This window comes from Gluconacetobacter entanii, assembly GCF_003206495.1.
In the GTDB taxonomy this organism is placed as follows: Bacteria; Pseudomonadota; Alphaproteobacteria; order Acetobacterales; family Acetobacteraceae; genus Novacetimonas; species Novacetimonas entanii.
Map to the genome: position 1 here is coordinate 1 of NZ_NKUF01000020.1, position 21,957 is coordinate 21,957.

General features: G+C 65.6%; 19 protein-coding genes and 1 pseudogene. 10 read left to right on the forward strand and 10 right to left on the reverse strand.

Annotation, left to right across the window (positions count from 1 at the left end; all coding sequences use genetic code 11):
• Both CFR72_RS09905 and CFR72_RS09910 read left to right on the forward strand, forming a co-directional pair.
• A pseudogene (locus CFR72_RS09905) lies at positions 1-217 on the forward strand (transposase); the annotation flags it as partial.
• 257 nt (positions 218-474) lie between these two features.
• Complete coding sequence (locus tag CFR72_RS09910; RefSeq protein WP_110913831.1) at positions 475-1,443, forward strand: YihY/virulence factor BrkB family protein; 969 nt, start codon at positions 475-477, stop codon at positions 1,441-1,443.
• Here the strand turns inward: CFR72_RS09910 and CFR72_RS09915 are convergent.
• Positions 1,406-1,972: a septal ring lytic transglycosylase RlpA family protein gene (locus tag CFR72_RS09915; RefSeq protein WP_233044586.1), complete on the reverse strand. Its 567-nt coding sequence runs from the start codon at positions 1,970-1,972 to the stop codon at positions 1,406-1,408. The genes CFR72_RS09910 and CFR72_RS09915 overlap by 38 nt on opposite strands.
• Positions 1,973-2,241: 269 nt before the next feature.
• Here CFR72_RS09915 and aroQ point away from each other — a divergent pair, with 269 nt between their 5' ends.
• The 3 genes from aroQ to accC are packed head-to-tail and all read left to right on the forward strand — an operon-like array spanning position 2,242 to position 4,504.
• Positions 2,242-2,697 carry a type II 3-dehydroquinate dehydratase gene (gene aroQ, locus CFR72_RS09920; RefSeq protein ID WP_003616996.1) on the forward strand — a complete coding sequence of 152 codons (456 nt, stop codon included), beginning with the start codon at positions 2,242-2,244 and terminating at the stop codon, positions 2,695-2,697.
• Entirely contained in the window at positions 2,694-3,155 is a 462-nt protein-coding gene (gene accB, locus CFR72_RS09925; RefSeq protein WP_110913801.1) for an acetyl-CoA carboxylase biotin carboxyl carrier protein, read from the forward strand. The genes aroQ and accB overlap by 4 nt, the downstream gene beginning before the upstream one ends.
• Entirely contained in the window at positions 3,155-4,504 is a 1,350-nt protein-coding gene (gene accC / locus CFR72_RS09930) for an acetyl-CoA carboxylase biotin carboxylase subunit (protein WP_110913802.1), read from the forward strand. Before accB ends, accC begins: the two co-directional genes overlap by 1 nt.
• 127 nt (positions 4,505-4,631) lie before the next feature.
• Here the strand turns inward: accC and CFR72_RS09935 are convergent, their stop codons facing one another.
• The 4 genes from CFR72_RS09935 to CFR72_RS18290 all read right to left on the reverse strand — a co-directional run bounded on the left by CFR72_RS09935 (position 4,632) and on the right by CFR72_RS18290 (position 10,052).
• Positions 4,632-6,866 carry an FUSC family protein gene (locus tag CFR72_RS09935; RefSeq protein WP_110913803.1) on the reverse strand — a complete coding sequence of 745 codons (2,235 nt, stop codon included), beginning with the start codon at positions 6,864-6,866 and terminating at the stop codon, positions 4,632-4,634.
• Positions 6,867-7,023: 157 nt separating this feature from the next.
• Positions 7,024-7,554: an adenine phosphoribosyltransferase gene (locus CFR72_RS09940; RefSeq protein WP_110913804.1), complete on the reverse strand. Its 531-nt coding sequence runs from the start codon at positions 7,552-7,554 to the stop codon at positions 7,024-7,026.
• Between the two features lie 180 nt (positions 7,555-7,734).
• Positions 7,735-9,048: a multidrug effflux MFS transporter gene (locus CFR72_RS09945; RefSeq protein ID WP_110913805.1), complete on the reverse strand. Its 1,314-nt coding sequence runs from the start codon at positions 9,046-9,048 to the stop codon at positions 7,735-7,737.
• A 191-nt stretch (positions 9,049-9,239) separates the two neighbouring features.
• A complete protein-coding gene (locus tag CFR72_RS18290) occupies positions 9,240-10,052 on the reverse strand; it encodes a TVP38/TMEM64 family protein (RefSeq protein WP_110913806.1) in 813 nt (270 codons plus the stop codon).
• 87 nt (positions 10,053-10,139) lie between these two features.
• Here CFR72_RS18290 and CFR72_RS09955 point away from each other — a divergent pair, with 87 nt between their 5' ends.
• Positions 10,140-11,240: a COX15/CtaA family protein gene (locus tag CFR72_RS09955; RefSeq protein WP_208630005.1), complete on the forward strand. Its 1,101-nt coding sequence runs from the start codon at positions 10,140-10,142 to the stop codon at positions 11,238-11,240.
• Between the two features lie 182 nt (positions 11,241-11,422).
• Here the strand turns inward: CFR72_RS09955 and treF are convergent, their stop codons facing one another.
• Positions 11,423-13,780 (reverse strand): alpha,alpha-trehalase TreF, encoded by a 2,358-nt coding sequence (treF, locus tag CFR72_RS09960; protein ID WP_110913833.1) that lies wholly within the window; start codon positions 13,778-13,780, stop codon positions 11,423-11,425.
• A 795-nt stretch (positions 13,781-14,575) separates the two neighbouring features.
• Here treF and tldD point away from each other — a divergent pair.
• Entirely contained in the window at positions 14,576-16,033 is a 1,458-nt protein-coding gene (gene tldD / locus CFR72_RS09970) for a metalloprotease TldD (RefSeq protein WP_110913807.1), read from the forward strand.
• A gap of 126 nt (positions 16,034-16,159) precedes the next feature.
• On the opposite strand, the gene CFR72_RS09975 is transcribed toward tldD, so the two are convergent.
• The 4 genes from CFR72_RS09975 to CFR72_RS09990 all read right to left on the reverse strand — a co-directional run bounded on the left by CFR72_RS09975 (position 16,160) and on the right by CFR72_RS09990 (position 19,909).
• On the reverse strand, positions 16,160-16,951 hold the full coding sequence (locus tag CFR72_RS09975; RefSeq protein WP_110913808.1) for a pyridoxine 5'-phosphate synthase: 792 nt from the start codon (positions 16,949-16,951) through the stop codon (positions 16,160-16,162).
• On the reverse strand, positions 16,948-17,919 hold the full coding sequence (gene pdxA, locus CFR72_RS09980; RefSeq protein ID WP_208630011.1) for a 4-hydroxythreonine-4-phosphate dehydrogenase PdxA: 972 nt from the start codon (positions 17,917-17,919) through the stop codon (positions 16,948-16,950). The genes CFR72_RS09975 and pdxA overlap by 4 nt, the downstream gene beginning before the upstream one ends.
• A 27-nt stretch (positions 17,920-17,946) precedes the next feature.
• Positions 17,947-19,356: a M20/M25/M40 family metallo-hydrolase gene (locus tag CFR72_RS09985; RefSeq protein ID WP_110913810.1), complete on the reverse strand. Its 1,410-nt coding sequence runs from the start codon at positions 19,354-19,356 to the stop codon at positions 17,947-17,949.
• A 262-nt stretch (positions 19,357-19,618) separates the two neighbouring features.
• On the reverse strand, positions 19,619-19,909 hold the full coding sequence (locus CFR72_RS09990) for a hypothetical protein (protein ID WP_110913834.1): 291 nt from the start codon (positions 19,907-19,909) through the stop codon (positions 19,619-19,621).
• Positions 19,910-20,089: 180 nt separating this feature from the next.
• Between CFR72_RS09990 and CFR72_RS09995 the strand changes: the two genes are divergently transcribed.
• The 3 genes from CFR72_RS09995 to CFR72_RS10005 are packed head-to-tail and all read left to right on the forward strand — an operon-like array spanning position 20,090 to position 21,876.
• The gene (locus CFR72_RS09995; protein WP_233044592.1) at positions 20,090-20,476 is read left to right on the forward strand and encodes a LapA family protein; all 387 of its coding nucleotides are present in this window, start codon (positions 20,090-20,092) and stop codon (positions 20,474-20,476) included.
• A 6-nt stretch (positions 20,477-20,482) separates the two neighbouring features.
• A complete protein-coding gene (gene pyrF, locus CFR72_RS10000) occupies positions 20,483-21,238 on the forward strand; it encodes an orotidine-5'-phosphate decarboxylase (RefSeq protein WP_110913811.1) in 756 nt (251 codons plus the stop codon).
• 2 nt (positions 21,239-21,240) lie between these two features.
• On the forward strand, positions 21,241-21,876 hold the full coding sequence (locus tag CFR72_RS10005) for a phosphoribosylanthranilate isomerase (protein WP_110913812.1): 636 nt from the start codon (positions 21,241-21,243) through the stop codon (positions 21,874-21,876).
• Positions 21,877-21,957: the final 81 nt, after the last annotated feature.

Below are 21,957 nucleotides of genomic sequence, written 5' to 3' on the forward strand. Positions count from 1 at the left end.
CGCCATGGGAAAATGGACCCTCGAAATCATCAGGCGGTCCGATACGACGAAGGGCTTTCAGATCCTGCCGCGTCGCTGGGTGGTGGAACGGACATTCGCCTGGCTGGGACGGTGCAGGCGGCTCGCCAAAGATTGGGAAAAGTCCATTGCGTCCTCAACCGCATGGACATTGATCGCCTCGATCCGCATGCTCACACGACGGACAGCAAGGCATTGTCAAGCTTGGAAAACTTTCGGATCGGGCTCTAAGGTGGGCGAAATCGACCAAAATATTGTCGTGATTCATTTTTCGTCCCCGGCAGGACGGGAGGCCGGGGACGCAGCATGTCGCCCACCGGCCCCGGCCACCGGGACCCAAGTGACCAGAACCTGGACAACGCATTGATCTCTTCTTCCCCAGACCAGATCGAGGTGGCGGCCTCCGTCACCCCCGCGCCGCCCACCCCCGGACGCGCCACAAAGAACGGCACGGACATGAATGACGCCCTGCACCGTCACATCCTGCCCGTCATGAAACAGGTGGCCACCAACATCGCGTCGGACCAGATCACGCTGGCGGCCGCGGGATGCGCGTTCTACGCCACGCTGTCGCTGTTCCCGGCCATGAGCACGATGATCTCCATCTACGGGCTGCTGTTCGATCCCCAGACGGTGGAGCCACAGCTTGTCGTCCTGCGCAACCTGCTGCCGCCCGCGGCATACGACCTGATCGGCGAGAGGATCCACATCCTTGTCGCACAGTCCCATTCCTCGCTGACACTGAACCTGATCGTCTCGACCACCATCGCCATGTGGTCGGCTTCGGCGGCGACGCGTTCGCTGCTGCTGGCGATGAACGTGGCCTATAACACGCCTGAAACCCGCAGCTTCCTGCGCTTTCAGGCCATGGGCATGATCATGACGCTGTGTGCGATCTTTGGCGGCATCCTGACGCTGGCGCTGATGGTGGCGCTGCCGATCCTGCTGGATTACCTGCCGCAGAAGCTCTCGCTCGCCCCGCCGCCGGGGTCGGTCGAACTGCTGGTGCATATGGGCGGGCCGGCGCTGATGCTGCTGTTCGTGCTGTCGGGATGTTCGCTGCTCTACCGATTCGGCCCCAACCGGCAGAGCACGTCATGGCGCTGCATCCTGCCCGGTTCGGTGGCCGCGACCCTGCTGTGGCTGCTGACCTCGTTCGGGTTTTCCTATTACGTCAGACATATCGCCGGATATGGCGCGACCTATGGACCCCTTGGCGCCTTTGTGGCGACGATGATGTGGTTCTACGTCTCGGCCTATGTCGTGCTGCTGGGCGCGGAACTCAACGCCGGGCTGGAAATCCAGATGTGCCTGCGTGACAACGGCCCGCAGATGGAGGGATGGTCCATCGCGCGCAAGTCCCACCACGCGCCAGGGACCGAGGCCACTACCCCTGCGAAGCAGCCCCCGGGGGAAGCGCCGTAATCTCGACCATCATCGTCCCGCGGTCGAGCAGGCCGATCATCCGCGCCGCCGCCGGCGACAGGTCGATGATCCTCCTGCCGCGATAGGGGCCGCGGTCATTGATCCTGACAATGACCGAACGCCCCGTGGAGGTCGAACGAATCCGCACCAGTGTGCCCAGCGGCAACTGCCGGTGCGCCGCCGTCATCGCCATGGGGTCGAACACATCCCCCGATGCCGTGCGATGGCCGATTTCGCGATGGGTGCCATACCAGCTTGCCAGTCCGTGCTGCGACCATGTGGATGAAACGCTGTGCATCGGGGGCAGGCCGGGCAGACGGCGCAGGGCATGGTGATGATGGTGCCGGGTGGCCGCACCCTGCCGGGCCACGGCGTGATGCACGCCATGTTTGGCATGCCGGGCATGGGCATCACGGGCGCCACACATCAGGCCAAGGCAGACCATCAGCAGACATGACAGGACCCATGCCGGAAAATCCGGTATCCGCCGCCGCTTTCGCGACTGTATATGAAGGGGTCCGACAGTCATGGCGGGAACCATTACATAATATACATGAACGCGACCAGCCCGATTCAGGTATGCGTCCATCCCGTATATTATGACTTCAAAAGTCAGCTTTATATTTATTGAGGGATTATTTCCTATCCCTCATGTCATTAACATAGGGAAACTGTCCGCCACATGCCGCGCGGGCACATCCGCCAGGCCCACGGGACGGCATGGGCGGCGTTCGATTCGCCATGGCATGCAGAACAGGCTTGGATCGCAGCGAAGGGCATGCTACGGCGCCTGTCATTATGGAGCGTCCCCTGATTGCCGTTCTCAACGGCCCGAACCTCAACATGCTTGGACTGCGGCAGCCGGAAGTGTACGGCGTCGCAACCCTTGATGATGTCGAACAGGTCTGCGTGCAGGCTGCGGAGCAGCTCGACGTGGCGATCGATTTCCGCCAGACCAACGGCGAAGGGGAACTCGTTTCATGGATTCAGGAATGCCGGGGCCGCGCACGTGGCATCATCATCAACCCGGCGGCCTATTCCCATACCTCCATCGCGGTCCTTGACGCCCTGCTGGCGGTCGATCTGCCGGTGATCGAGGTCCATATTTCCAACATCCATCGCCGTGAGGCGTTCCGCCATACTTCCTACGTCTCCCGCGCCGCCATCGGCGTCATCTGCGGGCTTGGCGTGCGGGGGTACGCGCTGGCGCTTCATGCGATGACCGACATGATTCTGGACGAGGACGATCAATGAGCCGACTGCTCGTGGATGCGGATGCCATTCGGGCATTGGCCGAAATTCTGACCGAAACTGGCCTGACCGAAATCGAGATCGCGGAAAAGGACAGCCGCGTCCGTGTCGTGCGCGCGGCGCCGGCCGCGACCCATGCCGTCGCCCCGCCGCCGCCGGTCGCAGCGCCCGCCCCGGTCGCGGCCCCGGTGCCCGTCGCGGCCCCGCCCGCCGACCTGTCGAAGCATCCGGGCGCGGTCACCAGCCCGATGGTCGGCGTGGCCTACCTGACGCCCGACCCGTCGGCCCCCCCCTTCGTGACCGAAGGCCAGCAGGTCGTCGCGGGCCAGACCCTGATGCTGATCGAGGCGATGAAGACCTTCAACCAGATCAAGGCCCCGCGCGCGGGCACCCTGACCAAGATCCTCGTCCCCTCGGGCGAGCCTGTTGAATACGGCGAAGTCCTGGCCATCATAGAGTAATGTTTTCCAAGATCCTGATCGCCAATCGCGGCGAGATCGCCCTGCGCATCCTGCGGGCCTGCCGCGAACTGGGCATCCCCACCGTTGCCGTGCATTCGACGGCCGATTCGGATGCGATGCATGTCCGCCTCGCGGATGAGGCCGTGTGCATCGGCCCGCCCGCCAGCCGCGATTCGTACCTGAACGTCGCGGCCATCCTGTCGGCGGCCACCATCACCGGGGCGGACGCGATCCATCCCGGCTATGGCTTCCTGTCGGAAAATGCGGATTTCGCCGAAACGGTGGAAGCCCACGGCCTGACCTTCATCGGCCCGACGGCCGACCATATCCGCATGATGGGTGACAAGATCACCGCCAAGACCACCATGCGCGCGCTTGGCGTGCCGCTGGTGCCGGGGTCCGACGGGGCGCTGGAAAACCTGGAGCAGGCGCGCGAAGTCGCCGACAGGGTCGGCTATCCCGTGCTGATCAAGGCGGCGGCGGGCGGCGGCGGACGCGGCATGAAGGTTGCCACCACCGCCGACGACCTTGAGGAAGCATGGAGCGTCGCCCGCACCGAGGCCCGCGCCGCGTTCGGCAATGACGAGGTGTATCTGGAAAAATACCTCGACCGGCCGCGCCACATCGAACTGCAGATCATGGCGGACACGCACGGCAATGTCGTGCATTTCGGGGAACGCGACTGTTCCCTGCAGCGTCGCCACCAGAAGCTCCTCGAAGAAGCCGGGTCGCCCGCGCTCGATGCGAAGCAGCGCGACGAAATCGGCGAGATCGCGACCTCGGCGCTGAAAAAGCTGGGCTATCGCAACGCCGGCACGCTGGAGTTCCTGTATCAGGACGGGCAGTTCTGCTTCATCGAGATGAATACCCGCCTGCAGGTGGAACATCCGGTGACGGAAATGGTCTGCGACGTGGACCTCGTGCGTGAACAGATCCGCATCGCGGCGGGTGAACCGCTGGGATACGACCAGAAGGACATCCACTTCTCCGGCCATGCGATCGAATGTCGCATCAATGCCGAAGATCCGCAGACCTTCATGCCCACCCCCGGCACCATAAGCGTCTTCCACCCGCCCGGTGGCCTGGGCGTGTGCGTGGACAGCGCGCTGTATGCCGGATACCGCGTCCCGCCCTATTACGACAGCATGATCGCCAAGCTGATCGTGCGCGCGCCGACCCGTCTGGAGGCCATCCAGCGCATGCGCCGCGCCCTTGATGAGTTCGTGATCGAGGGGGTGAAGACGGTGATCCCGCTGCACCTGAAGATCCTTGACGATCCGCAGTTCCGGTCGGGTGACTACACCATCCACTGGCTGGAAAAATTCGTCGCCGCCCAGAACGCGGAATAACACGGCCAGACAGGACAGAGGGCCAGCGGGATGAGAAATCCCCTGGCCCTTTTTTTGTGTCCAGAACCAACATTCCGGGTGCCGCCTTCCGATCGAAAGAGGCGGCGTGCTTTGAAACTTTTAAATGTCAGTTCAGGACCGGGTCCAGATACGGGCTGGAGGCGTCAAAGAATTTCTGGTTGTTGTCGAGTTCGTAAGAAATCACATACAGGCAGACCAGCGCCACGTTCATCTCCAGCCGGACCCCAAGGTTCCTTTCCTCCTGCGTCATGCTCTGGATATGGGCGATCGCCAGCTTCGTGGCCCGCGCGGTGCGGCCATAATGCCCGCCGTAACGCCCGCTGAACTGTGCCATGCGGGCCATCATCTCGCCCAGTACCTGCTGCGCGCCCGGTGGCAGGAGGTTACGTTCCTGAACCCCGCGCAGGCGGATGATGTTCAGCCCGATCGTCATGGCCGACAGGATGCCCTGCAGGTAGGAATCGATGATCACGTCGGGCGTGTTTTCCGCATTCGTCAGCAGCCGCACGAAACGGTCCACATTGCGTTCCACCACATACAGCGTCGTCGGCAGCGTGCGTGCGTGCGCGACGTGACGCAGGCCCCGCAGGATGCTGGTACGCATCTGCCAGCGCATGTCGTTGGTATCGAACGGCAGCACCAGCCGGAAGACCCACATCGCGTACCACAGGCCAAGGATCAGCGGCATCGCCGTGTTGAAGAACGAGACCTCGTCCAGTCGCGACTGGTTCCCCGGCCCCAGCAGGATCGGCATGAACAGGTTGTATGACACCGCCCCCAGAATCAGCACCGGATAGGCAAAGGCCAGCCCGCCCATCAGCATCGGGATCATCAGGCACATGGCCATGACTTCATAGGTGGAGGGCGTGGGCAGCACCCACAGGACCAGCACACCGGCCATCACGCTGGCCCAGATCGCACCACCCAGGAACGCCTTGGTCGCAAGTGCGGGCTTCTCCAGCGTCGCGAACAGGCTGCACACGATGGAGACGAACATGATGAAGGTCAGGCCGGACGACCATGCCGTCGCAATCCAGATCAGGCCGGCCCCGAAAATGGTGACAGAGGCGCGCAGGCTGTTGGTAAAGGCCTGCTGCCAGTCGCGGAACGTCTTGATCCGGTAATGGAAATGGTCATGGCGCAGCGTATGGCGGCTGGCGTCGAACTGGATGATGGCCTGTTCAAGCTCATCGAGCATCTCGCCAAGCCCGTAATGCAGCATCCGCTGCTGCTCCAGGATATGCGCAACGGCGGGCGAGGCCGGGTCGCGGGTGTCGCTGCCCATTTCATCTTCGATGGAATCGGCGACACTCTGGCGGCATTCCGCCTGCAACGTGGCAAGTTCGGCAAGGACGGGATGGATGTCATCCGTCATTTCCAACTGCCCGACCATATCACGCAGGAATGCCTGCACCTTGGCCGATGTGGCGTTGAAGGCCGCGCCGGGAATGTTGCCGGGGATATGCATCAGCGCCGCAAGGTCCAAGCCGCGCGACAGCAGCATCGCCACCCGGGCAAGGGCCGCGCGTGCGTGATCGCCCTCATGCCCGCGCTGGGCGCCCATTTCTACCTCGGCGAACTCGATCTGGTCACTCAGGCTCGTGATATTGGCAAAGACCTGCCGCGACCTGCGCAGGACATCATGCTCCCCCGCCAGCAGGGAGGCCAGCGTCTGGCCCGCCCCGTCGATGGCCGTCAGGAAATTGGCGGTCAACCGGTCCTGCGCCCGCTTGCCCAGCCGGTACTGGAACAGGGAGGAGACGGTGCTTTCCAGCACGATGCCCAGCACGATATAGGTCGCGCGCGACATCGCGGTCATGAAGATGTGCTGCGGATCGGCAATCCCGTCGAGCGAGATGATGGCGTAGGTAAACCCGCTGGCCCGCATGCCGTGGATGCGGTAATTCGTCATCGTCGCGGGGCCGGGCAGCAACGTGCCGATAAAGCAGAACATCCCGATCCCGCCCGCAAGCAGCAGGATGAACATCAGCGGCGCCTGCGGGAACGCCGCGACCAGCAGCACGGCGCAGATCGTGCCCACCACCATGCCGAACAGGTGCCATCGCGCCTTGGCCACGCTCTTGCCGCGCGACCCTTGCGCGACCATCCACACCGTCAGCGCCGCCCATTGCGGGCTGCCGAGTTCCCACCACAGCGCAATCCCCAGCGCGATCAGCGAGGTGATGGTCGTACGCAGGGCATAGCCGAAGGTAAACAGCCCCGGCGCGAACAGCCAGCGCATGTGATCCTGCCGGATCGTGGCCCCAGGGGGCCACAGACGCCGCAGGAAGGCGACGATCCGGGTCTGGAACTGGATCAGGGAGAGCTCAAGACTATTCATCCCGGCATCCGCGCTCCATGAGATATGAAAAACGGCTATGCAGTTTCAGGTACACTTTACACGTGTTGCCGCAACACCGACATGTGATGTCCGGTATATCAGCGTTCATGAAACTGTATATTGCAAGACGGCCCCGCCGGCAAAGCAGCGATACCGATCAGTCGTCGTAAGCCACCAGCGTCCTGACCGGCACATCAAGGCGGTCACGCCCCCCAAGCCCGGTCAGTTCGATCAGCGTGGCAGCCCCCACGACCTCCGCGCCGACCTTGCGCAGCAGCGCAATGGAGGCGGCAAGCGTGCCCCCGGTCGCCAGCAGGTCGTCCATCACGACCACGCGCTGTCCCGGCGTGATCGCATCGGCCTGGATATGCAGCGAATCCTTGCCGTATTCGAGGTCATAGTCATAGGAAATCGTCTCGCCCGGCAGCTTGCCCGGCTTGCGCAGCATCACAAGGCCACAGCCAAGGCGGCTGGCCAGCGGGGCCGCCGTCAGGAAGCCGCGCGATTCAATGGCCGCCAGCACATCGACCGACCACGGCGCGACCGCCGCCGTCAGACGCCCCATCGCGATCTGCCAGGCATCCGCATTCCGCATCAGCGTCGAGATATCGTAGAACAGGATACCCGGCTTCGGAAAATCGGGAATGCCCCGGATGTACTGCTTCAGATCAATGGTGGGAGTCGTCATGGCCTGTCTATATTCCCGCAAACCTGTTCCGGGCCGCGACGTCCGACGGACATCCCGGTCCCGTAAATTACGCCCGTGGTCACGGGCGCGCGATGCACGTCGCCTGTAGCGGCCGGGTCGCCGGACGGCAACCCCGTCATGGCCGCTTTTGTCGCAGACCGCCCGTGCGTGCGCCAGACATTATGGCCTGGCCCTGCCTGCCGTCGTGGCCTCCGCCGCGGGGGCATCGGCCGGGCGGCGCGGACGCAGCACCACCATCAGCAGCATGACCACAGCCCCCCCCATCATCACCGCCGCCATGGGAATGGGGGAGTTCGACGGCAGCATGCCGACGATCGCCCCCGCCAGCGCGCCCAGCACGTACTGCAGCGTCCCGACGAAGGCCGAAGCACTTCCCGCCAGACGCGGATGATCCGCCAGTGCGCCCACCGTCGCGTTCGGCCCGATGATCCCGGTCGTGCCGAGCGAGAACATCATCGTCCCCACCAGCGCGATCATCAGCCCGATGGAGGGATGCCCCCCCGCCTTCGTCGTTTCCGAAATCAGGCTGGCGACCAGCGTCATGCCGATCGTGCCGACAAGCGCGATGATGACCGACACACCAAGGATGCGCGCCGCGTCGATCCGCCCCACCAGCATGCCGTTCAACTGCGACGCGCCGATCATGCACACGGCGAATACGCCGAACATCATGCCGAAATGCGCGGGCGACAGGCCGAACTGGTGAATGAACACCGACGGCGCGGCCGACAGGTAGGTAAAGGACATGAAGCACGAGAAACCGGCGATCATCGCATTGGTGAAGAACCCGCGGTCACGCACCAGCAGCAGATAGCGGCTGCACAGTGTCACCGGCGACAGTTCGCTGCGGTTTTCAGGCTTCAGCGTTTCAGGCAGGACGCGCCAGATCAGCAGCATGCACACCACGCCATAGACCGCCGCCGCCCAGAAGATCGACCGCCATGTCGTGAACGACAGCACCATGCCCCCCAGCGTGGGCGCAAGGATCGGCACGACCCCCATCACCAGCACAAGGCGCGACATCATGCGTGCGGATTCATTGCCATGCGACATGTCGCGCACGCACGCGCTGGGGATGATCAGGCTGGCCGAAGCGCCAAGCGACGCGACAAGGCGAAAGGCCGAGAAGGTATAGATGTCCGTCGCCACCGCGCACCCGACGGAGGCCAGCGTATAGACGAACGTCCCCAGCAGCATCGGGATGCGCCGGCCGAACCGGTCGGAGACGGGACCCATCGTGATCTGCCCGATCGCAAGGCCCACGAGCCAGATCGCCAGCGTCATCTGCGCGGAACCGGTGCGCGCATGCAGCGACTTTTCCAGTTCGGGGAAGGCAGGCAGGTAGATATCCGTCGAAACGGGCCCGACCGCCGTCAGGACCCCCAGCAGGATGGCAATCCATCCCATGGACCGTCCGGCTGTCTTGCCAACGGATGCATCGGACGACTGCGCCGCGAGTGCGGAAGAGCCCATGACGGCACTCCAGAAATCAAGGGAAGCAAGGATTGCGAAAGTATCTAGCCGAGGACACCGGAAATTTTCATCCTCTATTCCGGCATTCCAGCGTTTCGCTCACCGAAGGTATCGCGCGTGCATGCGCGTCGCGTCAACCATCCGTGAAGACAGAAAAACACGACGATACCTAAAACATTTTTTCAAAGTGTTCATGTGGTACGATCGGCACGCGCGATCCTGCTGGCACGCAGCAGCCACACCCCGCCAAGGCCCGAAATCACGAACAGCACGACAGCCAACGCAACCTGCCACTGATGGTTCACTTCCGTCCCGCCACCGACCAGGACGAACACCACCGTCTGCGGCAGGCTGCCCAGCAGCGTGGCGGCGATGAACCCTGCCGCCCGCGCACCCGCAAGGCCCGCCGCGATGCTGAGCATCATGGCAGACCCCACCGGCAGCAGGCGCAGCACCAGCACGCAGCTAAATGTCCGCTCACGCAGGGGGCGGCCCAGACGCGCGCACATGTCGCGCACACGTGGCGGCAGGCGTGCGCCCCCCCCCATGCGCCCCATCGCCCGCGCGACCATGAAATCCGCCATTCCCCCCGCAACCGTGGCGCAGGTGGCCAGCGCCATGCCCGCCGCCGTGCCATAGGCCATGCCCGCCGCAAGGCACACCGCCTGGCGTGGCAGGCCCAGCGCGCAGAACGCCGTCCCCGCCAGCACGAACCACACCCGCCCCCATATCCCGTCACGCAGCATGGCGACATTGCCCGGCCCCATCTCCAGCCCCGTGCGCAGTCCCGGTATCGCGCGCACCGCGACCACCACCGCCACCGCCAGGGCGACCATCAGCGCGGGACGCAGCAGCACGCCCAGGCCCGCACGCGGCGCGGCGGCGGAAGACGGGGTACCGGAAGGGGCATGGGCCACGGAGGGCGGGGGGCGGCATGATCGCGTCACGCGGGGAAAGACATCCTCTGTTGCGATATATGTGGCGCGGGCACGCACGCCAGTCATGCCGTGGACGTGCGGCAGACACGAAAACCTTACCAGCGCCCTAGCATTGCCTTGCGGCGGCGTGCAAGGCCAGTCTAAATCCGGCCTATGTCCGCACATCCTTCCTCTGGCCTCGCCAAGGGCCGCGACTCCGTTTTCCCGGCCAGCGCGCATGACCGCCGCCGGGTCTCGAACTGGCTGTTCGCCATCTGCTTCATGCTGCTCGGCATGATCGCGCTCGGCGGGTATACCCGCCTGACGGGGTCGGGCCTGTCCATCATGGACTGGCGGCCGATCACCGGCATGATCCCGCCGCTGTCGCATGCGGAATGGGAACGGCAGTTCGAACTGTACAAGACCATCCCCCAGTACAAGATCCTGCATGACGGATTCGGCCTTGCCGGGTTCCAGCAGATCTTCTGGGCGGAATGGATCCACCGCTTCTGGGGGCGGTTGATGGGGATGGTCCTGCTGATCCCCCTGATCTGGTTCGCCGTCACCGGCGTCCTGTCGCGCCGCCTGATCGCGCGCCTGCTGCTGTTCTTCGTGCTGGGCGGACTGCAGGGTGCGATCGGGTGGTTCATGGTGGCCTCGGGCTTCAATCCCGACAGCACCGCCGTGGCGCCCGTGCGCCTCGTGCTGCATCTGTGCTGCGCCTTTGCGCTGTATATCGCCATCCTGTGGACCGCGCTTTCGACCCGTGCGCCGGAACCGGTGTTCATCCCCGCAACACCGGAGGTCGTGCGTATCCACCGCCTGGCGTGGGCCATCTGCTGCATCATCGGCATTACCGTCATCGCGGGCGGGTTCACCGCCGGGACGCATGCGGGCTTTTCGTACAACACCTTCCCGCTGATGGACGGGCACCTGATCCCGGCGGGATATGCGCGACTGCATCCCTTCTGGCTCAACTGGTTCCAGAACATCCCCGCCATCCAGTTCGACCACCGCCTGCTGGCGACCGCCACGGCGATGCTGATCGGTGTGACGATCTTCCTTGGCCTGCGCACGCCAAAACTGGGCCGGCCCGCACAGGACGCGCTGATGCTGATGGGGTGGGTCGTGCTGCTGCAATATGCGCTGGGCGTGACCACGCTGCTGCTGGTGGTGCCGGTCTGGGCCGCCACGGTGCACCAGACCTGCGCCGCGCTGCTGCTGACCACCGCGATCGTGGTGCTGCACCGCCTGCGCGGGGTTGGCCGGGTCTGACGCCTGATGGTGGGGTAACCGGCTGATAAAATAATAAAAGTTCTGGGTGCCGCCTTTTTTTGAAAGGCGGCATTCTTTTATGACCGGCTGCCGCCTGACACTGTACCTGATGAACCGGGGTGCATGGGCCTGTGGTCCCTGCCGGGTCCGGGCAGGGCCCGCGATCCCGCCCCCTGACGCGCTTAATGCGCGACAGGTTGTGATGCGGCGGAATTATCCTTTGGCACATCGGTGATATGCGGCGGCAGGGTTGGCGTGGCCTCGTCCTGCTGCGCCTTCGGCTGCGCGGCAGGAGCAGCACTCCCCGGCGGCACGGCCGAAGCCCCCGCTGGCGGCTGCGCAGCCGGAGCCGGGGAGGCAGCCGTGGAGGTCGCGGGCGCAACCGCGTCCTGCGCCCCGGCCGCATGATCGGCGGCAGGTGCCGCAGGTGCGGTGGCGGGGGGCTGCGCCGTTGCCTGTGCCTGTGCGCCAGAGGACGTATCGGCGGGCGCGGGCGCGGCGGCCGATTTTGACGCGGCCTCCGCAGGGGTGGCCGCTGTCGGAGTCGCCGTTGCAGGGGCGGGCGTCGGGGGTGCGGACGGCTGGACCGGCGGCGCGCTCGACGGCGGGGTGGGCGCGCTTTCGCCCACGCTCGACACCTGCGGCAGGGACGGCGTCGGCGCGACCGGGCGCGGCGTCAGGGTCGTGGTCGGCAGGTTGTAGCTGTTGATCGTGGCCTTGTCGCTCTGCACGCCATAGGCGTTCATGGGTGGCAGAGCATGGGCCACCGGACGGTCCGGCAGGTCGGCGGCCGGGTTATGATCCAGCACCACGCGGGTATTCTGCGGGTAACGGTCCATCAGGCCCAACAGCGTGCCATTGGTCCAGCCAAAGCCGATCTGCATCGGGTATTCGCCACCACCCTTGCCCCCCTTGGGGCTGATATAGGGGTTGGAGACGTCATATTTTTCCAGCAGCACGCCCGATTTTTCGTACGTGCCGATCACGCGCCCCATCCAGCGCGCGGCAATGTCGCTGGCCAGTTCGTCGTACCCGTACTGGTTCAGGCCCTTGACCGCCATCCACTGCAGCGGGGCCCAGCCATTGGGGGCGTCCCACTGCTGCCCGCTGTTGGTGCGTTCGGTGGCGATCAGGCCCCCGACCTTCAGCAGGTTCTTGCGGATCGTCTCCGCCACGGCCTTGGCCTGTTCGGGGGTCGACATCTGCAGGAACAGCGGCATGGCCGTCGCCCCCGACAGGATGGAGGTCGATTCGCCCTTCTTCCAGTCATAGTCGATATAGGCGGCGCGACGTTCATCCCACAGGATGCGCTGCATGGCGGCGACCCGTTCGTCCGCGATCTTCGCATACCGTGCGGACGCTTCCTTGTCCCCCTTCAGGGCATAGGCATGCGACAGCGTCTGCGCCAGATGCGGGATCAGGCAGTTCAGTTCCACCGTCAGCAGTTCCGTCGTGTGGATGGTTGACAGCGTATGCCCGTCCGCCAGCCAGCGCGAGGAGAAGTCCCATCCCGTTTCCGACCCGGCGCGCAGGTCACGATAGACCTCCTCCGGCTTGCGCGCCGACTGCGACGCCGCCGTGGCGAGGTCTTCGGGATAGCTTTCGTCGCGCGGCGAATCGCGATCATCCCAGTGGCGGTTCATCACCGTCCCGTCGGGCAGGCGCACGACATGCCGGTACGCCCCGCCCGGTGCGACCGAATCCGCGCCATCCATCCAGTAGTCATATTCCGCCTGCAGTTCCGGCAGGAACGTGGTGTAGGCGATCTGCCCGTCATGCATCGCCAGCAGATCGACCATCAGGGAGAAGAACGGCGCCTGCGAACGGCTGAGGTAATAGGTGCGGCTACCGTTGGGGATATGGCCATAGCGGTCGATCATCGATGCCATGTCGCGCACCATGTCGCGCATCAGGTCGATCTTCCCGTCTTCATACAGGCCGATCATGGTGAAGTAGCTGTCCCAGTAATACAGTTCGCTGAAACGGCCACCGGGCACGACATAGGTATAGGGCAGCGGTAGCTGCGACGAGTACTGCACCTGCGTGTCGGGCGGACGCTGCAGCACGTCCCACATGCCCATGATGTAATCGCGCACGTTTTCATTGGGGCTGCGCTGGTAGGTGACGGTCTTGCGTTCCGGCAGGGTGAAATGCTGGCTGACGAAATCCTTCAGCACGAAATCCGGGCGCACCTTCGCCGCCCTGTACTGCGCCAGCAGGTCCTCGGGCGACTCGTCGGGGATGGCGTCCACCGCCGTCTTGGCGTCGGTATAGATATGCGCGCGGGCAATATCCTCGAACAGGCCGTCAAGCACGACCGATGGCGGGCGCAGGTCCTGCGTGATGGTCACCGGCGCCGCCGCCTCCGTCAGCAGGGCATTGGCGGGGGGAACCATGTGCGAGCCGGCAAGTTCCTCCCTGTGCCCGTCCTGTGGCGTGGGGGCAAGGATGCCTGCGGGCGTATCGACATGGGCCGCGGGCGACGTCGCCTTCGTGCCATCGGCGGCGGTGGCGGACGGTGCGGATGCCGGGACCGCCATGCCCTCGCCCCCCAGTCCCTGCGGCGTCGGCGCGGCATAGGAATCGTCATCCGGCGTTGTCGCGGCAGGTGGGGCCGCAGGCGCGGAAGCCGCCGGGGACACGGCGGGCGTCGATGCAGGCGCGGGGGTGGCAGGCGTGGAAGATGCGGCGGGAGCAGCGGGAGACGGCGTGGCAGGCGGCGGCGCGGCGGCGGCTGGCGCGGGCGCCGTGACCGGGGGCGTGCCGGAAGCCGTAGCAGACGCCGCCGGAGCGGACACCGGGGGCATCATCGGACCTGCCGCTACTGTCCCTTCCGCATGGGGCTGCGCGGGGACGGCGGGGACGGAAGCGGCAGGGAGAGATGCTGCGACGGAAGCCTGCGAAGGGATTGGTGCGTCCTGACGGACTTCCTGCGAAAGGGCTGGACTCACTGATGACACGAGCGCGACCAGCGCGGTGCCGGCGCAGCACGCGGCCGGACGCGACAGGGCCGAACCGGCCATGAGGGAAACATTCACGAGACGTCTGAACTCCACGCTGTTGGGACCGCATATACCCCACACCATGCCCTGCATGCGAAGGGAACGAAAAGAAAAACCGCCTACATGGAGGGAAGTTCATTTTTTATTGTGTCCAGTTTATGTCCAGTTCATGTTGCGCCCCTTTTCCGCCGCATCCGCGATGTACGGTTTCGTCCCGACGGCAATGGCATTATGATTCGGGGGCATGGCCATGCACGCCCCGCCCTTCCCGCGTCGCACGACGCCCTGCCACCGGGGCGTGGCCACGTTCCCGTTACCCGCGGAGTATTCCCGATGTCGCCTGACCCCACCCCGTCCCCCCTGGCCACCACGGACAGCCTGTTTTTCGAACGCGCCGACGCACGCCTTGGCCGGACGGAGGCCGAACGCCTTGTCCAGCAGGCGCTGTCGGGCATGGATGACGGCGAACTGTTCCTGGAATACCGCGAAAGCGAGATGATCTCCCTCGACGAGGGGGTGATCCGTTCGGCAACCTTCGACACCTCCTCCGGCTTTGGCCTGCGTGCGGTGATCGACCAGGAAACCGGATTCGCCCATTCGGACGAAATCAGCGAAAGCGCCATCCGCCGCGCCGGTGAAACCGTGGCGCAGATCCGCGCGGGACGCAGCGGCACGCTGGCGGTGGGGCCGCAGGCGACGAACCACCGGCTTTACCCCACCCTCAACCCGCTGGGGGAGACGGACTTCGCCTCACGCGCGGCGTTGCTGTCGGAACTCGACGCCTATGCCCGCGCGCGCGACCCGCGCGTGGTGCAGGTCATGGCGTCGCTGTCGGCGCAGTGGCAGGCGGTGCAGATCATCCGTCCCGACGGGCAGCGCGTGGCCGACATCCGCCCGCTGGTGCGCATGAATGTCTCGGTCGTGGTGGAAAAGGACGGCCGCCGCGAAAGTGGCGGGCACGGGCTTGGCGGGCGGTATGCCTATACCCGCCTGCTGGATGCCGCCGTGTGGAAACCCGCCGTGGACGAGGCGCTGCGCATGGCGCTCGTCAACCTTGACGCCGCCCCGGCGCCTGCGGGGGAAATGGAGGTCGTGCTGGGCGCAGGCTGGCCCGGCATCCTGCTGCATGAGGCCGTGGGCCATGGGCTGGAGGGAGATTTCAACCGCAAGGGCACCTCCGCCTTCGCCGGCCTGATGGGCCAGCGCGTGGCTGCTCCCGGCGTGACGGTGGTCGATGACGGCACCCTGCCCGAACGTCGCGGCAGCCTGACGGTCGATGATGAGGGCACGCCCACGGGCCGCACCGTCATGATCGAGGACGGGATCCTGACCGGCTACCTCCAGGACCGGCTGAACGCGCGCCTGATGGGGGTACGGCCCACCGGGAACGGACGGCGCGAATCCTATGCCCATGCGCCCCTGCCGCGCATGACCAACACCATCATGCTGGGCGGTGACGCCACGACGGAGGACATGATCCGCACGACGAAGCGCGGGCTGTACGCCGTCAATTTCGGCGGCGGGCAGGTGGACATCACCTCCGGCAAGTTCGTCTTCGCCGCGTCGGAAGCCTACCTGATCGAAGACGGGAAGATCACCACACCGGTCCGTGGCGCGACCCTGATCGGCAATGGCGCTGATGCGATGACCAAGGTCACCATGATCGGGCAGGAACCCGCCCTTGACCCCGGGATCGGCACCTGTGGCAAGTCCGGGCAGGGCGTACCGGTGGGCGTGGGACAGCCGACGCTGAAGATGACCGGCCTGACGATCGGCGGCACGGGCGGCTGACCCCCGCGCCGGGTCGTCCGGAAGTCATGGTTTCCAAAGGGCAATGCCCTTTGGCGGGTTTCAGGGCAGAGCCCTGAGGAGAAAGTGCCTTTTGAAGCTTTTAAAAAAAAGCTTCACCAAAAACTTCTATCCGTCATCTTCCATGGGGGAGGCCGCCCCGTCCTGCTCCGTCCTGTTACGGGCATGGGCCATCAGGCCCTTCATGTGACGGATGACGACGGGCAGGCCATCGAAAATCGCCTGCCCGATCAGGAAATGACCGATATTGAGTTCAACGATTTCCGGCCGCGCGGCAATCGGTGCGACATTGTCGTAACTCAGCCCATGGCCCGCATGCACCTCCAGCCCCATGGATGCGGCCAGCGTCGCCCCACGGGCGATCCGCGCCAGTTCACGCACCTGCGCATCCTCGCCCACGGCCCCGGCATAGGCCCCGGTATGCAGTTCCACCACCGCCGCGCCAACGCGCGTGGCCGCCGCGATCTGTTCCGCATCCGGGTCGATGAACAGGGAGACACGTATCCCCGCATCCCGAAGGCGCGCGACATGCGCGGACAGCGCCGTCTCCGTCCCCGCGACATCAAGGCCGCCCTCTGTCGTGACTTCCTCTCGCCGTTCGGGAACAAGGCAGCACGCATGCGGGCGCAGGCTGGTGGCGATCCCGACCATCTCTGGCGTTGCGGCCATTTCCATGTTCAGCGGGATCGCCAGTTCCGCGCGCAGGCGTGACAGGTCACGGTCGCGGATATGCCGCCGGTCCTCCCGCAGATGGGCGGTAATGCCGTCCGCACCCGCCGCCTGCGCCAGCAGGGCCGCGCGCACGGGGTCCGGGTCGGCCCCGCCGCGCGCATTCCGCACGGTGGCGACATGGTCGATATTCACACCCAGACGCTGCGGGTGACGCGGGAAAGATGTCATGACCTGTTCCTGTGTACTGCCATTTCGGCGGCCATGCGCATCGCCGCCACCAGGCTTGACGGGTCGGCGGTGCCATGGCCCGCGATATCAAAGGCCGTGCCGTGATCGGGGGACGTGCGGATGACCGGCAGGCCGAGCGTCACATTCACCCCCTGCGCCATGTCCAGTGTCTTGAGCGGGATCAGTCCCTGGTCATGGTACATGCACATCGCCACATCATAACGCGCGCGCGCCGTGGGCGTGAACATCGTATCGGGCGGCCACGGGCCGGTGATGTCCATGCCCTCCGCCCGCAGGGCCTCGATCGCGGGGATGATGATGTCGCGTTCTTCCGTGCCCATCGTGCCGCCCTCGCCCGCATGCGGGTTGAGGCCCGCAACCGCGATGCGTGGTGCATCAATGCCGAAATCCCGGCGCAGCGCGGCATGCGTAGTGCGCGTCGCACGGATGATGCCCGATGTATCCAGTTCCGCAATCGCCCGGCGCAGCGCGACATGGACCGTCACCGGCACCACCCGCAGGTACGGGCAGGCCAGCATCATGACCTCGCGCCCCGGCGCATCACACAGTTCACCCAGATATTCGGTATGGCCCGGATGAGGAAAACCCGCCCGGCGCAGCACGACCTTGCTGATGGGATTGGTGACGACGCCCGCGACCTCCCCCGACAGCGCCATGCACACGGCGCGCGCGATGCTGCCGGTGATGGCCCCGGCATTGGCGCTGTCGGGATGGCCCGGCGTCACCGGGGCGGCAAGCGACAGCGGCAGGACGGGAATCGCGTCGGCAAATGCAGCGCGCGCCGCCGCCACGTCAGGCACCACGCGCACCTGCCCCCCCGCGCGGGTCAGGATATCGGGATCACCGATCACGACGAAGGCCGGACCCTGCCGGTGCAGCGCGCGCCACGCGCCCACCGTGATTTCCGGGCCGATCCCCGCCGGGTCGCCCATCGTCAGGGCCAGCATGTCGGACATCGGCCGTACCTCCCGTCGTCAGCCCTGCGCCCCTGCCGCGATGGCGTGCAGGATGCGCACCCACGACCGGATGCCCTTGTGGAAGGAGACGAGGTCATATTTCTCGTCCGGGGAATGGGCGCGGTCATCATCCTGCGCGAACCCGATCAGCAGCGCGGACATGCCAAGGATGTTGCGCATGTCCGCGGCGACGGGAATGGACCCGCCACATCCGATGGTGACGGCAGGCACGCCCCATTCCGCCCCCAGCGCCGCAATGGCCGGACGCAGGCCGGTGGCGTCATCGGCCACGACACACGCGCCCGACCCGCCATGGGGGGCGAATTCCACCGTGCAGTCCTGTGGCAGGGCGGCGCGCACATGGCTGCAGAAGCTTTCGCGCACCCGCACCGGGTCCTGCCCCGCGACAAGGCTGAACGACACCTTGGCCGACGCCATCGCGGGCAGGACCGTCTTGAACCCCTCCCCCGTATAGCCGCCGGAAATGCCGTTGATCTCGAAACTCGGGCGGCACCATGTCTGCTCTATGGCGGTGTAGCCCTTCTCCCCCGCAGGCTGCGACAGGCCGACCGCACCGAGGAAGGTCGCGTCATCGGGCGCGATCTCGCGCCAGCGCGCGCGCAGTTCGGGGGAAGGTTCGCGCACGCCTTCGTAAAATCCCGGCAGCGTGACGCGACCGCTTTCATGATCCCGCACGGAGGCAAGGATCGTGCACAGCAGTTCGATCGGGTTGCGCGCGGCATTGCCGTAAATGCCCGAATGCAGGTCGCGCGTGGCGCATTTCAGGGTCACCTCCTCCCCCACCATGCCGCGCAGGGCGGTGGTGACGGCGGGTGTCGCGCCCAGCATGCCGGTATCGCAGATCAGGCCGATATCGGCGGCGAGTTCGTCGCGATGTTCCATCAGGAACGGCACGAGGTTGGGGCCGCCGCTTTCCTCCTCCCCCTCGATGACGAGGGAGATGCGCACCGGCATCGTACCCCGTGTCGCGCGAATGGCGCGCAGGGCCTCGATGAAGGTCATGACCTGTCCCTTGTCGTCGGACGCGCCGCGCGCGACGATCTGGCGCGCGCCGTCATCGCGCGTCACCATGACGGGTTCGAACGGGTCGCTGTGCCACAGGTTCAGCGGATCGACAGGCTGCACGTCGTAATGGCCATAGAACAGGACATGCGGGCCTTCGGGCGGGGTGCGGTCATGGGCGACGACCACCGGATGGCCCGGCGTTTCGCACACGCGGGCGGAAAAACCGATCTCCTCAAGCTCACGGCACAGCCACTGCGCCGCCGCACGGCAGTCGCCGGCATGTTCGGGCCGGGTGGAGACACTGGGAATACGCAGCAGGCCGAACAGGCGCGACAGGCTTTCCTCAAGCGCGCGATCGACATGATCGAGCACAGGCGTCAGGTCAGTGGAAAGGTCGGTCATCGGTCCTGGGATCCTTGCTGCTTTGGTCTGGTGCTGCGTTACCGCAACGCGCGCGACTGTGCGAATGATGCCATGAAAATGCAATCCCGCCGGATGACTGCCTGAAATGCCGTTTCCAACAGGGTGTACAGATATGAAAAGTTTTTGGTGAAGCTTTTTCCAAAAAGCTTCAAAGAACGCCGCCTTTTTGAAAAAAGCCGGCACCCAAAAACTTTTATTCATTTTATCAGCGGGTTATTTTAAATACCACGCGGATGCCGGATCAGAAGAACTGCCCCCGCAGGAAGCCCAGCGCGGGCAGCGGACGCCATGCGCGTGGCAGGTCGGTGCGCCGCACGGGGCGGATGTCATAGACGGGCACGGGCTGCCCCGACTGCCGCAGGAACGCGCGATAGGCCGCGACCTGCTGCATGCGCCATTCGCAATCCGCAAGCGCCGCCTGCCGCGTGGCATAGATGCTGGCGATACGCGTGCGCCGCCCCAATGTTGCGACCACGCCCCACATCCCGTCGTCCCGACGGGCGGTGGCGCCAAAGGCAATGACTTTTCCCATTGCGCCCCTTTCCACCGCGCCATCATGGCGCAAGCCGCGCCATTCCGGCAATCCGAACATCCACGACATCATGTTGCATCGGCCGGATCAAGCTTTCATGCTGTCACAAACATTGTGACCACACCGCCCCGACAGGGTTTTCCTTGCAGGGGAAAATCCTTGACGCTAGGGAAGCGCATCATGATCCGTCTGTTCATCACGCTGCCGTTCGTGCTCGGGCTTATTATCCTGGCCGCCTGTAACCAGGGCTCAGCCCCCATGACATGGCTGGAGTGGCAGTGGAACTCCTCCCCCGGCGTGCTCGCGCTGCTGACGGGGGCGGTGTTCTATGCGCTGGGATATGTCTGCGCCTGGATCGGGACGCTGGGCCAGATCCGCCGCGCCCGAAAGGCGGAGCAGCAGGTCCGCACGCTGGAGGCCGAGGCCGCGACCCTGCGCGCCAGCGTGGCGGCCAATTCCGCAATGCCGGCGGCGGCAGCCACGCCTGCTCCGGCAGCGGCGCCCCCCACGCCTCCGCTGGCGGCACCTGTCATCCCATCCCCGACCCCCACTGAAAACAGGACCTGATCGCCCATGCCCGCAGGCCCCGCGCATTCCGCCCGCACACGTCCCACGCGCCTGATCGTCTCGCTCGACACCAAGGATCGCGCACAGGCCATCGCATGGCGCGACGCGGCCGTGAATGCATCGAAGCGTCCGGAGATCATGCGGCCGCCGATGGTGAAGCTGGGGCTGGAGTTCACCTATGCGCAGGGGCTCGAAGCCGTAAGCGAGGTCGCAGGCGACCTGCCGCTGTTCCTTGACCTGAAGCTGCATGACATCCCCAACACCGTGGCCTCCGCCATCGGCAGTCTGGCGCGGGTGCGTCCGGCGATGCTGACAATCCACGCATCAGGGGGACGCGCCATGATCGCCGCCGCACGCAGGGCCGTGGACGACGCCTTTCCCGAAGGCGCGCGCCCGCTGCTGCTGGCGGTAACGGTGCTGACGAGCCTCGACGCCGAGGCGCTGCATGAAACCGGTGTCGAATCGAGCGTTGCGGACCAGGTGGTGCGACTGGGCCGTCTGGCGGTTTCGGCCGGGGCGGACGGACTGGTCTGCTCCCCCCATGAAATCGGCCTGCTGCGCGCGGCACTGGGCGAGGAACCGGTACTGGTGGTGCCGGGCATCCGTCCCGCCGGAAGTGCGGCGGGCGACCAGAAACGCATCATGACCCCGGCGCAGGCCCATGCGGCGGGCGCGGATTATATCGTGGTGGGGCGTCCCATAACCCGCGCGCCCGATCCGGCAGCGGCGGCGGCGGCCATCATGGCGGAACTGTTGGCCTGAACATGGCCATCGGGGTCAAGATCTGCGGCATTACCGAGGCCGGTGCGCTGGACACGGCCATCAAGGCCGGTGCGCGATGGGTCGGGTTCGTGTTCTTCGGCCCCTCCCCCCGCAATATCGCGCCAGATGTCGCAGCCACACTGGCGGCACGGGTGCCTGCTGGCGGTCCCGGACGGATCGGCCTGTTTGTAAAGCCCACGGATGCGGAGATTGAACGCGTGCTCGACACCGTCACGCTTGACGGGTTGCAGGTCTATGCCCCCGAGGCACGCGCCATGGAAATCCGCGCGCGTTTCGGCCTGCCGGTCTGGCGCGCGGTCGGGATTGCGACACATGCCGACCTGCCGGACAGCACCGGCCTTGACGGGCTTGTCATTGAATCGCGCCCACCGGCAGGCAGCACACGACCCGGCGGCAATGCCCGCTGCCTCGACTGGGGCCTGACCGAGGGGTGGCGCGCGCCCGTGCCATGGATGCTGGCCGGTGGCCTGAATCCCGTCAATGTGGCCGACGCCATCCGGCGCAGTGGCGCGCGGGCGGTTGACGTGTCATCGGGCGTGGAAAGCGCGCCGGGCGTCAAATCGCCCGACCTGATCCGTGCCTTCATGACGGCGGCAACGAACGCCCTTCCGGCTTAGGGACTGCCTTCGCCCAGGGCGCCGCCCTGAAACCCGCCAAAGGGCATTGCCCTTTGGAAACCATGACCTGCCCCCGCGACA

Bases quoted from the DNA above. Each gene is read 5' to 3' on its own strand.
- CFR72_RS09910 (WP_110913831.1), top strand. From the start codon at position 475: ATGAATGACGCCCTGCACCGTCACATCCTGCCCGTCATGAAACAGGTG.
- CFR72_RS09915 (WP_233044586.1), bottom strand. From the start codon at position 1,972: ATGACTGTCGGACCCCTTCATATACAGTCGCGAAAGCGGCGGCGGATA.
- aroQ (WP_003616996.1), top strand. From the start codon at position 2,242: ATGGAGCGTCCCCTGATTGCCGTTCTCAACGGCCCGAACCTCAACATG.
- accB (WP_110913801.1), top strand. From the start codon at position 2,694: ATGAGCCGACTGCTCGTGGATGCGGATGCCATTCGGGCATTGGCCGAA.
- accC (WP_110913802.1), top strand. From the start codon at position 3,155: ATGTTTTCCAAGATCCTGATCGCCAATCGCGGCGAGATCGCCCTGCGC.
- CFR72_RS09935 (WP_110913803.1), bottom strand. From the start codon at position 6,866: ATGAATAGTCTTGAGCTCTCCCTGATCCAGTTCCAGACCCGGATCGTC.
- CFR72_RS09940 (WP_110913804.1), bottom strand. From the start codon at position 7,554: ATGACGACTCCCACCATTGATCTGAAGCAGTACATCCGGGGCATTCCC.
- CFR72_RS09945 (WP_110913805.1), bottom strand. From the start codon at position 9,048: ATGGGCTCTTCCGCACTCGCGGCGCAGTCGTCCGATGCATCCGTTGGC.
- CFR72_RS18290 (WP_110913806.1), bottom strand. From the start codon at position 10,052: ATGACTGGCGTGCGTGCCCGCGCCACATATATCGCAACAGAGGATGTC.
- CFR72_RS09955 (WP_208630005.1), top strand. From the start codon at position 10,140: ATGTCCGCACATCCTTCCTCTGGCCTCGCCAAGGGCCGCGACTCCGTT.
- treF (WP_110913833.1), bottom strand. From the start codon at position 13,780: ATGGCGGTCCCGGCATCCGCACCGTCCGCCACCGCCGCCGATGGCACG.
- tldD (WP_110913807.1), top strand. From the start codon at position 14,576: ATGTCGCCTGACCCCACCCCGTCCCCCCTGGCCACCACGGACAGCCTG.
- CFR72_RS09975 (WP_110913808.1), bottom strand. From the start codon at position 16,951: ATGACATCTTTCCCGCGTCACCCGCAGCGTCTGGGTGTGAATATCGAC.
- pdxA (WP_208630011.1), bottom strand. From the start codon at position 17,919: ATGCTGGCCCTGACGATGGGCGACCCGGCGGGGATCGGCCCGGAAATC.
- CFR72_RS09985 (WP_110913810.1), bottom strand. From the start codon at position 19,356: ATGACCGACCTTTCCACTGACCTGACGCCTGTGCTCGATCATGTCGAT.
- CFR72_RS09990 (WP_110913834.1), bottom strand. From the start codon at position 19,909: ATGGGAAAAGTCATTGCCTTTGGCGCCACCGCCCGTCGGGACGACGGG.
- CFR72_RS09995 (WP_233044592.1), top strand. From the start codon at position 20,090: ATGATCCGTCTGTTCATCACGCTGCCGTTCGTGCTCGGGCTTATTATC.
- pyrF (WP_110913811.1), top strand. From the start codon at position 20,483: ATGCCCGCAGGCCCCGCGCATTCCGCCCGCACACGTCCCACGCGCCTG.
- CFR72_RS10005 (WP_110913812.1), top strand. From the start codon at position 21,241: ATGGCCATCGGGGTCAAGATCTGCGGCATTACCGAGGCCGGTGCGCTG.